This window comes from Microcoleus sp. D2_18a_D3 (genome assembly GCF_036702455.1).
Lineage (GTDB): Bacteria > Cyanobacteriota > Cyanobacteriia > Cyanobacteriales > Microcoleaceae > Microcoleus.
In genome coordinates, this window is sequence record NZ_JAUBTK010000017.1 from 61,345 (window position 1) to 75,761 (window position 14,417).

The window sequence follows — 14,417 nt, forward strand, 5'->3', positions numbered from 1 at the left end:
TCAACTGTTAACAAACAACTGTTAACAAACAAATAACTAAGTCTCTGTATAACCTTGGATATTTTCCGGTTCAAACTGCTGCAAAATCTTCGCAGCTTTCCCAGTCAAATCATCAGTACCCTTAACCGCAATCAAAAATTTACCCGCATTCAAACGGTTGCGGTAGGGCAAAGCATCGCCACTACCAAAAGCCATACCGCCCGCGCCTCCAACAAAAACACTGCCCATCGCAGCGGCGATCGCACCGAGTACACCACCGATCGCGTGATCGCCAATTTCCCCCGCCCAGGCAAAAGTCTTCAACTGAGTAATCAAGCTGAAAGTAACCCCAGCAATAAAGCCAAAGGGAATCAGCCAAATAGCCATGAGTTTAGCTTGTTTCTTCGCTTGCTGGTTCGGGTCGATCAAGCCAAATTCATCAGCAGTTTTGTAGCCGCGGCCCAAAATACTCACTTGCTTCATAGGCAAGCCTTCTTTTTCCAGAGCACAGTAGGCAGCTTCGGCTTGCATTCGATCGGGCAGTACGGCGATAAGATAATTCATTGAGAATAATTCCTGATAGTTAGGCTGAAATAGCCAAAGTCTATTATAGACCGAAAAGACATACTAGCTAAGCACTTGCGGGATTTTCAGACTGTCAGAGAGTCCGATCGCCCGCAAAGCTAAAATATTTCATGCAAAAAACGGCCGACCTTGACCGAATACAGATACAATTCAAACTGCACAAAGGCAAGCTTGAGCTGAGCTGTTAGATACTGCTCTAAGTCATAAGTCTCACTTTGAGCTCGCCAACGCTCGGTCTATTTTTACTATTGCACTCAATTGCTTGCTATGCCTAAAGTTCTAGTATCCGATCCGATCGACCAAGCCGGAATTGACATCCTCTCCCAAGTCGCGCAAGTTGACGTAAACACAGGACTCTCAGCCGAACAACTGGTACAAATTATTCCAGATTACGACGCTTTAATGATCCGTTCGGGCACCCAAGTTACCAAAGAAATCATAGAAGCCGGGAATTCACTCAAAATTATCGGCAGAGCCGGCGTCGGCGTAGATAATGTCGATGTACCCGCCGCTACCCGCAAAGGAATTGTAGTCGTCAATTCCCCTGAAGGCAACACGATCGCCGCCGCCGAACACGCGCTCGCCATGATGCTCTCGATGTCGCGCCACATCCCGGAAGCTAACGAATCCGTCAAAGCGGGTAAATGGGAACGCAACCGCTTTATCGGTGTAGAAGTTTACAAAAAAACCCTCGGCATCGTCGGTTTGGGCAAAATCGGCTCCCACCTCGCCGCCGCAGCCAAAGCAATGGGCATGAAACTGCTGGCCTACGATCCCTTCATTTCGACCGAAAGAGCCGACCAGTTGGGCTGCCGCTTGGTAGAACTCGAACTCCTGATGCGCGAATCCGACTACATCACCCTGCACATCCCCAAAACGCCGGAAACCCTGCACTTAATTAACGCTGAAGTGCTGTCGAAAATGAAGCCGACGGCCCGCATCATAAACTGCGCCAGAGGCGGCATCATCGACGAAGCAGCCCTCGCAGAAGCCATCAAAGAAGGCAAGATCGCCGGCGCAGCTTTGGACGTTTACGAACACGAACCGCTGGAAGCTGATTCCCCGCTGCGGAGTGTCGGCCAGAACATCGTGCTGACACCCCACTTGGGAGCATCCACAGCGGAAGCTCAGGTGAATGTGGCGATCGACGTGGCTGAACAAATTCGCGATGTACTGTTGGGGCTGCCCGCGCGATCGGCTGTCAACATACCGGGAATTTACCCAGACTCGATCGAAAAACTCAAACCCTACCTGCAACTCGCCGAAACCCTCGGCAACCTCGTCAGCCAGCTAGCCGGAGGCCGAGTCGATTACCTCAACGTTCAACTGCAAGGCGAATTGGCCAGCAACCAAAGCCAGCCCGTAGTCGTCGCCGCCCTCAAAGGCCTGCTCTCCCAAGCCCTGCGAGAGCGCGTTAACTACGTCAACGCCAGCATTGAAGCCAAAGAACGCGGAATTCGCGTCGTCGAAACCAGAGACGCCTCAATTCGCGACTACACAGGCTCCCTGCACCTCTCGGCCAAGGGAACTCTCGGCGAACACACAGTCACGGGTGCAGTGCTCGGCGAAAGCGAAATTCGGATTACCAGCGTTGACGATTTCCCAGTCAACGTTTCCCCCACTCACCATATGCTGTTTACCCTGCACCGCGATATGCCGGGGATTATTGGCAAAATTGGTTCCCAATTGGGCAGTTTTAATGTCAATATTGCCAGTATGCAAGTAGGCCGTAAAATCGTGCGAGGCGATGCGGTGATGGTTTTGAGCCTCGATGACCCTCTACCAGAAGGGATACTGGCCGAGATCCTAAAAGTTCCGGGAATTCGGGATGCTTACACGGTAAATCTTTGACGGATTTAGGAGTTTAGATTTTGGATGCCAGGGCTGATAATTGGTAATGGGTAATTGATCATTGGTAATTGGCCTGAAAGCGGGAATTTTTCTATTAGCCAATCCTCCTTCCTCACTCCCCAGTTCCCAGTCTCCAGTTCCCCTGGGCCAATCTAAAATCTAAAATCTAAAATCTAAAATCGTTATGGCACATAGCTGGTGGGAAATTAGAATTCTTTGCGATCCGGCGCTGGAAGATATCATCTTTTGGCGTCTGGAACGATTTAACTGTCGGGGAACTGCTACTGAGATTAAAAGCAATTCCTGCCTGATGTCGGCTTATTTGCCCGAAGAACAGGCAGGATTGCTGGATTTGGCCGCTCTGTCTCTGTGGCTGCGCCAAGATGCTCTGTGTGCAGGTTTGCCCCTACCTGCGATGCAGTGGGATTTGATTGAAGACGAAGACTGGGGCAGCACTTGGAAGGAGCACTGGCAGCCTCAAGAAGTGGGCGATCGCTTTTTAATTAATCCGGCTTGGCTGCCCCCACCAACTGATACCGATCGCGTCATTTTGCGTTTAGATCCTGGTGTGGCCTTCGGTACTGGTGCTCACGCTACTACTCAACTGTGTCTGGAGTCGCTGGAAATGCGTCTCGGTTTTGATGACAAAGAGTGCATCGTTGCTGATATCGGTTGCGGATCGGGTATTTTGTCGATCGGCGCGGTGTTGTTGGGCGCTACAAAAGTTTATGCTTTGGATACTGATCCTTTGGCAGTGCGATCGACCATTAGCAACAGACTACTCAACCGCGTTAATTCTCAGCAGTTAGTTGCAGAGCTCGGAAGTATCGATCGTTTGAAAGAAATGGTAGATGAGCCGATCGACGGTTTGATCTGCAACATTTTAGCAGAAGTAATCATTGATTTAATCCCGCACTTCACTGCAATTAGCAAACCCACTACTTGGGGCGTGCTCAGCGGCATTTTGCTCGAACAAGCTAAGCCAATTGCCGACACTCTCGAACAGCACGGCTGGATTGTCGCTACTCTGTGGAAGCGCCAAGATTGGTGCTGTTTTAACATTCGACGCAGTTAACAATATGGTAATTGCTAATTCCTAATTGCTAATTGGTAATTTTGAGTTCATATTTCATCTTTGGGAAGTGAATTTAAATAAATCTCGCACCTGAAAATAAACCGCGCCAGCCCAGTAAAAACCATTTACCAAAATTAACAACGTTTTTCCAGCATAAGAGTTAACTAAACCAAAAACGCGGTAAGTTGACAGCAGCACTAACAACATTTCAACCACAGAAACAATTGACCCGTAGTGCTTCCTATCCCAATAAGAAAACGGACTGATAAAACGGTAATTGCTGAACGGAAAAAAGTGCCGGTGAGCGTCGTCATTGTGGACAGGCAAATCTCCCAGAGAGTGTAGTATCATGCTGATAAACAGAATTTGCACACTTTGCCAGCCAAAGTAATAAGCAATTAGCAAACCAATAACCGCAAGGGGAATTGAATGAAACAGAGCCACAATATCTTGCACAAAAGGCTCATAATATGCTTCTGACCAAATTGTAGCTTCGGGCAAGCGAGCAATGTATTTCGCCCAAAAGTAAAATAAAAATATCGGAATATCGGGCAAAATTCCGCCGATCGCAATAATGAGATTAGCTTGCGGCAGTTGTGGTTTGCCGAGAATTGCGAGATTGATAATAGCGTGGCTGGGAGTCTTCATAGGTAGGGTGCGTCAACTACGATTATCTTATTCATAATTGATCAGATATTAGACATCTCCCATAATTGTTGTGGAACAGGCATCCTGCCTGTTCTTGAATATCTTTTTGGGAGATGTCTATTAGGTGACGCACCCTACGTGTGAGATAATTGGCTCCGGTTACAAGTAAGGTTGCACTCGATCGATCAACTGCGCCGGTTGCATAACTCCCTCAATGCGATCGACCTCAGCGCCATTTTTGAACAACACCAAAGTCGGCAAAGCATAAATGTGATACTGCGACGCCAACTGTTCGTACTTATCGGTGTCAATTTTGACAACCATCAGCTTGTCTTTCATCTGACCACTCACTTGTTCCAAAATCGGTGCCATCATCTGACAAGGCCCGCACCAAGTAGCGTAAAAATCCACCAACACGGGCAAGTCAGAGCCCGATAGTAACTCCTCAAAACTGCTGAACTGTTTTTGAACTGCCATAAGACAAAATAATTTTTTGGGTTCTGGCTCGATTTTAGTGCAAAATTCTCTGGTAGATTGCGAGGATACAATTATGGAACTATTACCAGAGACTTTTCAGAGATTGCGGGGTCAAGTTGCTGTCGTGACCGGTGCGTCGCGGGGAATCGGCCGCGCCGTTGCTTTAGCCCTAGCGGCAGAAGGCGCTAAAGTCGCCGTTAACTATGCCAGTTCGAGTGCTGCTGCTGATGAGGTGGTAGCAGAAATAGTCGCTGCTGGAGGAGAAGCTGTCGCACTTGCAGCAGATGTCTCGAAAACTGACCAAGTAGATTTACTCACCAGTAATGTCATGGAAAAATGGGGACGAATTGACATTTTGGTGAACAATGCAGGCATTACTCGCGATACTTTGCTGCTGCGGATGAAGTTGGAAGATTGGCAAGCGGTAATTGATTTGAATCTAACAGGCGTGTTTTTGTGTGCGAAAGCTGCCAGTAAAATCATGCTGAAACAGCGAAGCGGCCGAATTATTAATATTGCTTCGGTTGCTGGGCAAATGGGCAATCCGGGACAAGCTAACTACAGTGCGGCGAAAGCTGGGGTAATTGGGTTTACTAAAACTGTGGCGAAAGAGTTGGCCAGTCGCGGGATTACTGTGAATGCGGTTGCGCCTGGTTTTATCACTACAGATATGACTAAGGATGTCAAGTCTGATGAGATTTTGAAGTATATTCCGCTGGGGAGATACGGGGAAGTTGAGGAAGTTGCCGGGATGGTGAAGTTTTTGGCGGCAGATGCGGCGGCGGCTTATATAACGGGGCAGGTTTTTAATGTGGATGGGGGGATGGTAATGGCTTAGGATTTCGGGATTTTTTTAATCGCAGATATCGCCCACGCAAGATGCCTGTGCCACGAGGAAGGCGGATATCTGCGGTTAAATTTATGTCTGTTAGCGTATTGGAACTGAAATTAATTAGTGGGACTTAAACATTTTATAGCCCATTTAGGAACCCAAACCCCCTCGCTGGCAATGGCAAGAGGTCGATGACCTAAAAATGCCTGAAACCCTTGGTATAAGTAGATTCATCCCATTTGAGCTAAAAGTATTTCTAGATCTGGGTGTGAAGCCAAAATGGCTTCAGTTTTGGTCTAAGTCCCGTTAGCAACGCAGTGGCTCCCATTTTTCCGGCCTATATTCATTTATGATGGCTTCGCACAGTTGTGAATAGGGAGGTTGGTTACTAAAGACACTTACAATTCTTTGAGTTACGTAGGCAGTGCGGTAGTGGTGAATGATTACTGAAGCGGTTTGCAACTGAGCAGATTCAGTAATTCCTAGAGGGCGGTTTATTTTGAAAAGCTGCTCACTAGAAACCGATGGATAGATTTGCCCCTCGACTTCTTGCGAATTAAGCCACCAATCATGACCCAGTATCAAATTAGGTTCATCATAACGCGGTGTACCCTCAAGAGCATATCCCCGAGTGACTTCTCCAGTAATCAGATTAATCTGATAAGCTACTGAACCCTGCCGGCGCGGCGGGGTAGCCATTCCTCCATTCCGATCGTAGGGACCATAATAATAAAGTAGAAGCAACCGCAAGGTTTGCTCAGATAAATCACACTGTGAGTAAGTAGCTACTTCATCAGGTTCACCAGGTAGCCACAACTGATTCGATCGCATAAGCACTTGGCCATCTATTGTGGAATATGCGGCGATTGCATCGCTTTGCACCGCCCAAAGGATTTGATCTGTTACTCGTAGGGGAGAGCCAGATTCTTCAGATTGCCACTCAATTGCGCCAGAAACTAACGATCGGCTCACAATTTTTCCCTCAAGCGATCGATAAAACAAGGTGGATTCTAGCGGATCAACTGCAAGCTTACACGGTCGATAGTCACTCAATAATGTTTTAGCAACAGTTTTTCTGGGAGCTGGGTGAAGAAATGTTTTAGGAATTTCAGCAGAAGGCGCGGGTTGCTCCTCCACAGCAGGCTTCAGTATGCTGAGGGCTTGCCGCCAATAGTTCAGCCATTTCAACATCTTATAGACTCCGATCCATTTGGATAAGATAATACCCTATTAAAACCTTAAATTTCCTTTTATGGGGACTTACTATAAAATGTTTAAGCCCCATTCGGCGGAATTGACAACATATTTTCACTTTATTAAAAATAATTATTTTAGGGCGGCACGCAACTGACTGAGGACTTTTTTGTATTTGGCAATGCGTTGAAAATCTGCCTCTGTGGGATTGGCGATGCGACGAAGATCGAGGTTATGAGTAACATCAGCGATTTTGACTCGCAGTGCGATCGGGTTGGCAATCACACGCTCTAAATAAGCTGCATAAGCTTCTCCTTCTATTTTGGTAATCGCCGCGATCGCCGAGACGAGAACTTCAGGAAAACCTTCGCTTCTAAGTTGCTCAAGTGTAAGTTCAGAATCTTCGACCGCATCGTGTAGAACCGCTACGATTTTCTGCTCTAGAGAATTTACATTCTCCATCACAAATAGCGGATGATCGAGATAGGGATTGCCTGCCTTATCAACCTGCCCCTCATGAGATTTGGCGGCGATCGCGATCGCTCGTTGTAGTAATGATTCGTAATCTGAATTCGTATTTGACAACATAGTAAAGAAGTTCTCTATTAAAGTTTCAGCCCCCTCGCGAGGAAAACGTAGTGGGGGAGTTTTTATTTTAAATATTTCTGCAACAATTTCCAAGCCATTTGAGTACCTTCCCCTGCGTTGACTTTTTCAAAATCTACATCTTTTCTCAAAACTACCAAACCCACACCTTCTTTGATTTCAATTTTATCACAATCGCTAACTCTTGCAAAAAAAAGGTGGGGTTTTTGTAATACTTTCCTATCATTTTGAGTCTTGTGGTGAGTAAAAGTTGTGATAAACTCCCTTTTGTAATCATTGGTTGTGAGGCAAGTTTCTTCCTCCACTGCTGTTGACTTTCTCCAATGTCCACGCCACTAGCAAAAGTAGAAAGCATTCCTTGACTGGCAATACCGGGAATATTATCTCGCAGTTGTGCCCCTAAGCTGTTGTGCATTTAAATTGTATATTTCGAGTCCCGATCAAAAATCGTCAAATCCTCTCCCCCTCTCCCCTTCCTGACAGGTGTAGGTTTTTTACAACGAGGAGGAGTTACAAGCATAAAAGGCATCCACAGGAGTTTGAGGGAAGGATATCCAACGCTCAAGATGTATCGTTCGATTGTTGAGTAGATTAGCCATCAGAGTCACAAAGCCGAGAAGAAAACAAGACAAATGACGCTGTTTTTTGAGGCTCCGAGGCTGATTTAAAGCAATATGTCCAGGGGGAAGTTGTTGAAAATTTGAGGCAAGTGATTGGGGAGCATCTCATATTTGCAAAAACACTTCTTTCTTCTTCCTTCTGACTCTTTTCTCCTGGCTCCTGACTCCTGACTCCTAATTCCAATTTCGAGCTTTGCTGCTTTCATTGAGATGCTCCCAGTGATTGATTTTCGTGAGTGCCACCCAGGATCACCATCCACAAAGTGGCAACAGCCAGCACTAACCACATTCGTTCGGCTCGTTGTGGTAAGAGTAAACGGGTATGATGCCATTGCCAGCCATCTGATTTGAGCTCGCGGTAAACACATTCGGTACAAGAACGTAGTCCATACCAAAGAATGTTTGCTTCTTCCGGTTTGAAGTCTGTCAGAATCAACCACGGGTCTTTGTAGTCTAGATCCCAACGAGCCTTGAGTGTACAAGACAGAGGATTAGTTTTAAAACACACGACTTCGGCAGACCACGATTGTCCACCTTGACGAACTAGATGTGCCAGTGGCTGCCATTTCTGTTGAGAGGGCAGGGCGAACGCATCTAAATTTCATGTTAACAGAATGTGGTATATTGGAGAAGAATTATTGAGTAACTACAAAACATTTAATTAGGGTTTACCTGTATGAAACTCACACCTAAAATCACGATTGCCGACCATTTTGCCGACTTATAACATCCCAGAATTGAGCGGACGAAACATCATCAATTAATTGACATTATCAGCCTCTCACTTTGTGCCGTGATTTGCGGTGCTGATACATGGGTGGATATCGAAAGTTACGGGCGCAGCTCAATACGAAGGGTTAAATAAAATTTTAGACGGGCCGAATGGCATACCTTCACCTGACACAATTGCACGAGTATTTTTTCGCCTCAACCCGGAGCAATTTCAGAAATGTTTTTTGAGTTGGATTCAATCTATTAGTTGCTTCAATCCTGGAGAAGTAATCGCAATTGATGGCAGAACTATTCGCCATTCTTACAATCGGGGAGGAGATAAAAAAGCAATTCATATGGTCAGTGCTTGGGCGACGAGTCAAAGATTAGTTTTAGGACAACTTAAGGTTGATAAAAGGTCTAATTAAATCACAGCTATTCCGCCTTTTTTCAAACTATTATAATTAAATGAAAGCATTTTCACCATTGATGCCCTGGGCTGTCAGAGCTCAATTGTGAAGTCAATTATAGAACAATAAGTAGATTGTGTAATCACCTTAAAAAAGAACCAAGCATCCCTGTATGCCAGAGTAGAAGAGTTGTTTAAACAAGCAATTAGAGAAGGATTTTATGGATTTTTACAGAGAGCTTATTCGACAAGTAAAGAGAGGAATCACTGTCGCTCAGAAATTCGCTATTCCTTAATGTTAAGTGACATTCAAGAGCAGATTAGCCTCCAATTAATGGGAGAATATTCATACGATGGGTCTGATAAAATCCGTGAAATGGTGAAAAAAAACACTATTTAAACTCGTTATATATTAGTAGTTTACCAAATAATGCTCAAAAATTTGGTGAATTATTCCGCCGCCATTGGCAAATATAAAATTCTTTACATTGGGTATTAGATGTGAGTTGTTGTGAGGCGACTTGTCGGATTAGAAAAGATAAGGCTCCGAAAAACTTTGCTATAATTAGACACATTTCGCTTAATCTTTTGAATCAACAAAAACCCTCAAAAACCGGAGCAAGAAATAACCGACTTTGAGCCGGGTGGGATGATGAATATTTGACTAAGGTTCTCGCTGTTGCAGTTAACTAAATTCTGAGAAATAACTCCTGACTAACTATTATACAACTTGTAAACAGTGGTTGTAATATTTTTATTTTCTCAAAAATAGCATTAAGTCAGAACCACCATTAATCCGTTCCTATTTTATCTAAAAAGTCATTATAAAGCGTGTCTGTAGCTTCTAAAAATGGTGAATTTATCTCCAAATATACTCACCACAGATGAACAGTGTTCAATAAGATGCGGTCCCCCTGGGGTTGAACTGCTTCTGGGAGATGCCTGCATTTTTTTGGGGGAATTGTGGAAAGGTCGATCGCACTCTTGGAGAAATCTCTTAACAGCGAGAGAAAGCCGCCCAAGCTTGTCGGATATTAATGAAATCAAAGAATTTAGTTACTGCTGGATTGTCGATCGCAGTTGTATTTACTGCGGTAAAATATCTAACATTTTCCCAGCAACAAAACCAAGTCAAGGAATTGCTGCAAACAAAACAGTGTCCAGAATGCAATTTCAGCAATGCCAACTTACAAGGATTAGACTTGCAAGGAGTCAAATTGCAGGGAGCTAACCTAGAAGGTGCTAACTTATCAGGAGCCAAGTTGACCAATGCCAACCTCAAAAATGCCAACTTAAATAGAGCCAACTTGACCGGAGCTGATTTGGGATGTAGCGGCATCACTTTCAACCTTGATGCTAATAGTCAAGGAGCAAATATGGATGTTAATGTCACTGCTGTTCCCGAAAAAAATAACCCAGAAAATGCAGTAGTTGGCTTAAATATGAAAGCAACGGAGCGGGGAGCGACAGTTCGCTTAAATTTGCCGGGATGCGCCGACTTCGAGAATGCTAGCTTGCAAGAAACTAAAATGCCCGATGGCAAAATTCATCCTTAATTGCAGCAAATACAGCAATCTGCTGTGTCATCATTTGTCAACTTCTTTTCATTCTTTCCGCTCTCTCTTTCTCTTTCTCTGTGTCCTCTGTGGCCTCTGTGGTTCATAAAAAAAAACCGTCGCCTGACTGACAGGCGGCGGTTTTTTTAAGCAACTAAAAATCGCCTAAAATTAGTGAGCAGAACCGTTACCATGATACTTGTCAGTATCGTAGAATCCGTTTTTTGTGCCGAAGAACAGACAGCAAACGGTGAAAACTGCTGTCAAGACTGCTAAAACTAACTTAACGTCCATAATTTACCTGCTGTTGTTGAGTGAGTGCAAATACTCAGATTGTAGAATCTTTTTGGCTGGCGCGGCCATCTACCAGCGTAGCGCCAGATTTGCTCGGCTGTACTCTGGTGCGGCAGTTTCCTGACGGCGAGACAATTCGGGGAATGATTGTCGAAACCGAAGCTTACGGCCCGGGAGATCCCGCTTGTCACGCTTACCGAAAGCGCACTTCTCGCAATGAGGTGATGTTCGGGCCTGCGGGTATGAGCTACGTTTACTTAATCTACGGGATGTACCATTGCTTTAATGTCGTGACGGATGCAGAGGGAGTTGCTAGTGCTGTGCTGATTCGAGCTTTGCAGGTAGATGCGGTTCCCCAAGAATTCGCTGCAATTCCTGAGAAGAAGCGATCGCGCCTCGCCGCCGGGCCTGGGAAACTGTGTAAGGTGCTGGAGATCGATCGAACTTTAAGCGGTTTTGCCTTGGGTGCAGGCCAACCGCTGCGTTTGGAACACCGGAGCGAGCAATTTCAGCAAGCTGTGGAGGAGGGTACAATAAATTTTGTGCAAACTACGCGGATCGGGATTTCTCAAGGAATGGATTTGCCTTGGCGCTGGTATGTAGGGAACTGTACGGCTGTGTCACAACTCTTGTAATGTCAAAGGTATCATTGTAAATTTTGTCGCTTATCTTCGTGAAATTATGGCTTACTCTTCTGAAAATCCGATCGTACAACTCAAAAAATGCCTAAGCCTGGTTCAGGATGTTAGCACTCACACCGAAGCCAACCGGGCCTTCGAGCAATTGTGTGGGATTATCGATGCTGAAAACCCAATGGCGGCGCAACTTTTGGAGATGCTTTGGGAAGAAGCAATTATGGCGAGGCGATCGGCTTTATTTTGGCAACAAATGAGCGATGTTGAGAAAGATATGGCTAATAGAATGATGGAAAATATGACGCAAATGCGGCAAAACTATTTGCGGTTAATGCAGGAAATGTAGACAGTAATTGGTAAGTCGGTGTTTGTAGTGAGGGCTTTAGTCCTCTCTTTATCAATGAAGTTTTCTAGATGTAGGGTGCGTTAGCGCCGATATTTGAGGAGGCTCAAACACTTTGTTGGCGGGGCACCCTACAATAAATTCTCCTACTTCATTAAAGCAGCGCCGCGGTTGTAAAGTTCCCGCGCGTAATCAGTCCAAGTTCCCTGTCCCCAATAGCGGAAACAGCTTGTTTGTAGCAACAAGTTGTAAAGCAAAGCTTGCTGGTATTCAAACTGCTTGGTAACTGAAGCATCTTGCTGCACCAGCGGGTCGTATTTTTTGTGAAATGCAGCGCTGAGTAGATTCATCGGTTCCAAGACATTTTCGTAGCCTTTCACCCAACTCAAATCGTTAGTCCAAGAAGCACCATCCATGTGAAAATTATGGTCGGTTTGCTTGAGTTGGGCGATCGCACTTTCGACTTTTTCCGGTGTCGCACTGTCGGGATCGACTAGCTGCCAGATTTTGTGCTGGTTAATCCCCTGACAAATCGGATAATCATCAGGATTGACGCCCGCCGCTTCAATTATCTCCAAATATTCAGTGCCGTTTAAACCAACAACACCGGATTTTCCGCCGCCTTGTTCGCGGTTTTCGTGCCAAGCTTTGACAAAGGCGCTGGGAAATTCATTCATCATCACGCCGCCATTTTCGCCGTCGGCAATTTGAGTAACTAAAGAAGGAACTGTGACATTGCCAATTTGCTGTTTATTGCGTCCTTTAGCTTCGTAATAAGGCTGCATTTGACCGACCAATTTTGTATCCGAACCTTGGGTTTTAATCAAAGCCGTAATGCCGATTGTTTCGCCGTGAGAATTGCGGGCAACCAAACGGTTGGGAATATATTTTTGGTCTTGCGACAATCCCGAACCGTCGGGATTTTCTACAGAATGTTCTTGCACCATCAGCCAGCGATAGCCGCATTCTTTCAAAGCTTTGATGTATTCGTAAAGTGTATCTGGGTGATTGGGAAAGTGCATTTCTGGGGGCGAAAAACCTTTGACGCGCTTGAGGGCATCAATGCCAAAAATGGCAGCAAAATGATGTTGCCATGCTTGAATTTGAAGTTTGATGTCGGGAATGGGAGTTGAGGGAATGACGGCGTGACTCCACATTGTGCCCAGCCATTCTACGTGGGGTTGATATTGAGGATCGCAGGTAATCCGCTTGAGATTATCAAAGATATCGTCGCGTCCCATTTGGCGCAATCCCCACAATAAGTTGCCCGAATAGTCGAGCATAATTCGCGGGTTGCAGCCTTCGGCAATCAGTTGGGGGATAAATTCTCCCATCCGAGAATAGCACCAAGCAAACACTCCGGCGTTGTGGTTGTCTCCTTGGTTGGGATGTTCAAACATATTCTGGAGATTGCTGATCAGTTCGCCGTTTGCACCGGCAGGAATGGTGGGTTGGTGCATATGCAGGGCGCAGGCGAATCCGGCTTGAATATTTTCCAGGCGCAGATTTGTGGTAGGTAGAAAGATTGGTTCGTTGCTATTGGCTGCGGCATTAATTTCTGCTTCGGAGCCGCAAATATTGGGTAATCCTGAGTTGATTTCTTGTAAAATGGGTAAATTGGGAGATTGTGCGATCGCAGGCATAAATTTTTCTCAACAATTGTGGAGGGGCGCTGTCTGCTATTGCTAAGATAGCTAGATACCTTAACAGTAGCAGAGGATGTCTGCCAAAGATAAATTTCACAAGATAAGTCCGGGAGCGCGGCAGCTCCTAATCTTGGGTAAAATGTTTAACACATTTCACGTAAATAGGCGAGGTAAATTATGAAATACGAAATCAAGCTTTTGGAACCGACGGATTTGTGGTACGTTCAAAATAACATCAATAAAGAAACCAACAAGTTTTACCATCCCACTAAAAATATTCCCTTGGTTCAGCAAGCGGAAATTCACTTGAACAATTCGGGAGTGATTATTCAAAAAGGTGCGCTGCATTGGTGTATGGGGAAATTGACTTCCGGTGTTTATAAAACGGATAACCGTTTAAAAGATATGTGGGTATCGTTGACTACGGAAATGGACTACAACGCTCCCGTATATCAAGGAACTGGTACGGTGAAACTGGAACCGAGACAAAAAGGGAATTTCCTGCATTATACGCCGATCGTTCTGTCGGATGGGGAGCAGTGGGAATTTGATGATGGTGTATTTCAGTTTTGTTCGGACAATGTAGTTATCGGTGCTAAAAAACTGAAAGTGCGACAAGTGGCTGCTTCTAATGACGGTAGGTGGAGAATTGCTGTTACAGCTTTGCGCGAGCAAAAAGCTATAGTTGTAGCTGCTACAAATTCACCAGCTAAGGTTGTCGAACTCAGACAAGGTGAATGTTTGATAGCAGATTGCGATTTAGTAAAAGGATTTACCAAGGGGATTGAAGAAGATTATCGAAAATTAGGTCATTTTGGCAAAGGCGGTGGAGAGGGTTATGTTTGGTATTATCAGGGGAAAGGTAAATTATTAGTATGTGAAAATGATGCTATGGGTTTGGGATAAGTTGTTGCATTTTTGTCGAGCGGTATGAGAATTATGAGTGGGATTTATGT

General features: G+C 45.2%; 17 protein-coding genes and 1 pseudogene. 8 read left to right on the plus strand and 10 right to left on the minus strand.

All coding sequences use genetic code 11. The features are described 5' to 3' along the window. Positions 1-36: 36 nt before the first annotated feature. Positions 37-543: a hypothetical protein gene (locus QUB06_RS10695; protein ID WP_333243511.1), complete on the minus strand. Its 507-nt coding sequence runs from the start codon at positions 541-543 to the stop codon at positions 37-39. A gap of 288 nt (positions 544-831) precedes the next feature. Between QUB06_RS10695 and serA the strand changes: the two genes are divergently transcribed. After that, complete coding sequence (serA, locus tag QUB06_RS10700) at positions 832-2,415, plus strand: phosphoglycerate dehydrogenase (protein WP_333435270.1); 1,584 nt, start codon at positions 832-834, stop codon at positions 2,413-2,415. A gap of 184 nt (positions 2,416-2,599) precedes the next feature. Next, entirely contained in the window at positions 2,600-3,490 is an 891-nt protein-coding gene (prmA, locus tag QUB06_RS10705; protein ID WP_333435271.1) for a 50S ribosomal protein L11 methyltransferase, read from the plus strand. A gap of 54 nt (positions 3,491-3,544) precedes the next feature. Here prmA and QUB06_RS10710 read toward each other — a convergent pair whose 3' ends face one another. Together QUB06_RS10710 and trxA are read right to left on the minus strand one after the other, a co-directional pair. Then, entirely contained in the window at positions 3,545-4,138 is a 594-nt protein-coding gene (locus QUB06_RS10710) for a hypothetical protein (RefSeq protein ID WP_333435272.1), read from the minus strand. Between the two features lie 159 nt (positions 4,139-4,297). After that, the gene (gene trxA / locus QUB06_RS10715; RefSeq protein ID WP_333141095.1) at positions 4,298-4,615 is read right to left on the minus strand and encodes a thioredoxin; all 318 of its coding nucleotides are present in this window, start codon (positions 4,613-4,615) and stop codon (positions 4,298-4,300) included. 73 nt (positions 4,616-4,688) lie between these two features. Between trxA and fabG the strand changes: the two genes are divergently transcribed. After that, positions 4,689-5,453, plus strand: a complete 765-nt coding sequence (gene fabG / locus QUB06_RS10720; protein WP_190742617.1) for a 3-oxoacyl-[acyl-carrier-protein] reductase — start codon at positions 4,689-4,691, stop codon at positions 5,451-5,453. Positions 5,454-5,753: 300 nt separating this feature from the next. On the opposite strand, the gene QUB06_RS10725 is transcribed toward fabG, so the two are convergent. From QUB06_RS10725 to QUB06_RS10745, 5 genes are all read right to left on the minus strand, one after another. Next, on the minus strand, positions 5,754-6,638 hold the full coding sequence (locus QUB06_RS10725) for a hypothetical protein (RefSeq protein ID WP_333435273.1): 885 nt from the start codon (positions 6,636-6,638) through the stop codon (positions 5,754-5,756). 135 nt (positions 6,639-6,773) lie between these two features. Then, positions 6,774-7,229: an HD domain-containing protein gene (locus tag QUB06_RS10730; RefSeq protein WP_333435274.1), complete on the minus strand. Its 456-nt coding sequence runs from the start codon at positions 7,227-7,229 to the stop codon at positions 6,774-6,776. A 62-nt stretch (positions 7,230-7,291) separates the two neighbouring features. Then, on the minus strand, positions 7,292-7,552 hold the full coding sequence (locus QUB06_RS10735; protein ID WP_333435275.1) for a hypothetical protein: 261 nt from the start codon (positions 7,550-7,552) through the stop codon (positions 7,292-7,294). Positions 7,553-7,911: 359 nt separating this feature from the next. Further along, the gene (locus QUB06_RS10740) at positions 7,912-8,073 is read right to left on the minus strand and encodes a hypothetical protein (protein ID WP_333280213.1); all 162 of its coding nucleotides are present in this window, start codon (positions 8,071-8,073) and stop codon (positions 7,912-7,914) included. Then, positions 8,070-8,375 (minus strand): hypothetical protein, encoded by a 306-nt coding sequence (locus QUB06_RS10745; RefSeq protein WP_333435276.1) that lies wholly within the window; start codon positions 8,373-8,375, stop codon positions 8,070-8,072. The genes QUB06_RS10740 and QUB06_RS10745 overlap by 4 nt, the downstream gene beginning before the upstream one ends. A gap of 228 nt (positions 8,376-8,603) precedes the next feature. Here QUB06_RS10745 and QUB06_RS10750 point away from each other — a divergent pair. Both QUB06_RS10750 and QUB06_RS10755 read left to right on the plus strand, forming a co-directional pair. After that, positions 8,604-9,626 (plus strand): annotated as a pseudogene (locus tag QUB06_RS10750) (ISAs1 family transposase). 398 nt (positions 9,627-10,024) lie between these two features. Beyond that, positions 10,025-10,543 carry a pentapeptide repeat-containing protein gene (locus tag QUB06_RS10755; protein ID WP_333435277.1) on the plus strand — a complete coding sequence of 173 codons (519 nt, stop codon included), beginning with the start codon at positions 10,025-10,027 and terminating at the stop codon, positions 10,541-10,543. Between the two features lie 171 nt (positions 10,544-10,714). Here QUB06_RS10755 and QUB06_RS10760 read toward each other — a convergent pair whose 3' ends face one another. Further along, positions 10,715-10,837 (minus strand): hypothetical protein, encoded by a 123-nt coding sequence (locus QUB06_RS10760; RefSeq protein WP_006633228.1) that lies wholly within the window; start codon positions 10,835-10,837, stop codon positions 10,715-10,717. Between the two features lie 20 nt (positions 10,838-10,857). On the opposite strand from QUB06_RS10760, the gene QUB06_RS10765 reads away from it, so the two are divergent. Further along, complete coding sequence (locus QUB06_RS10765; protein WP_333435278.1) at positions 10,858-11,472, plus strand: DNA-3-methyladenine glycosylase; 615 nt, start codon at positions 10,858-10,860, stop codon at positions 11,470-11,472. Positions 11,473-11,518: 46 nt separating this feature from the next. Beyond that, positions 11,519-11,818 carry a hypothetical protein gene (locus QUB06_RS10770; protein WP_006633230.1) on the plus strand — a complete coding sequence of 100 codons (300 nt, stop codon included), beginning with the start codon at positions 11,519-11,521 and terminating at the stop codon, positions 11,816-11,818. A 143-nt stretch (positions 11,819-11,961) separates the two neighbouring features. On the opposite strand, the gene QUB06_RS10775 is transcribed toward QUB06_RS10770, so the two are convergent. Then, the gene (locus QUB06_RS10775) at positions 11,962-13,458 is read right to left on the minus strand and encodes a glycosyl hydrolase family 57 (RefSeq protein ID WP_333435279.1); all 1,497 of its coding nucleotides are present in this window, start codon (positions 13,456-13,458) and stop codon (positions 11,962-11,964) included. Between the two features lie 180 nt (positions 13,459-13,638). Between QUB06_RS10775 and QUB06_RS10780 the strand changes: the two genes are divergently transcribed. Then, a complete protein-coding gene (locus QUB06_RS10780; protein WP_333435280.1) occupies positions 13,639-14,367 on the plus strand; it encodes an AIM24 family protein in 729 nt (242 codons plus the stop codon). The last annotated feature ends 50 nt before the right edge of the window (positions 14,368-14,417 follow it).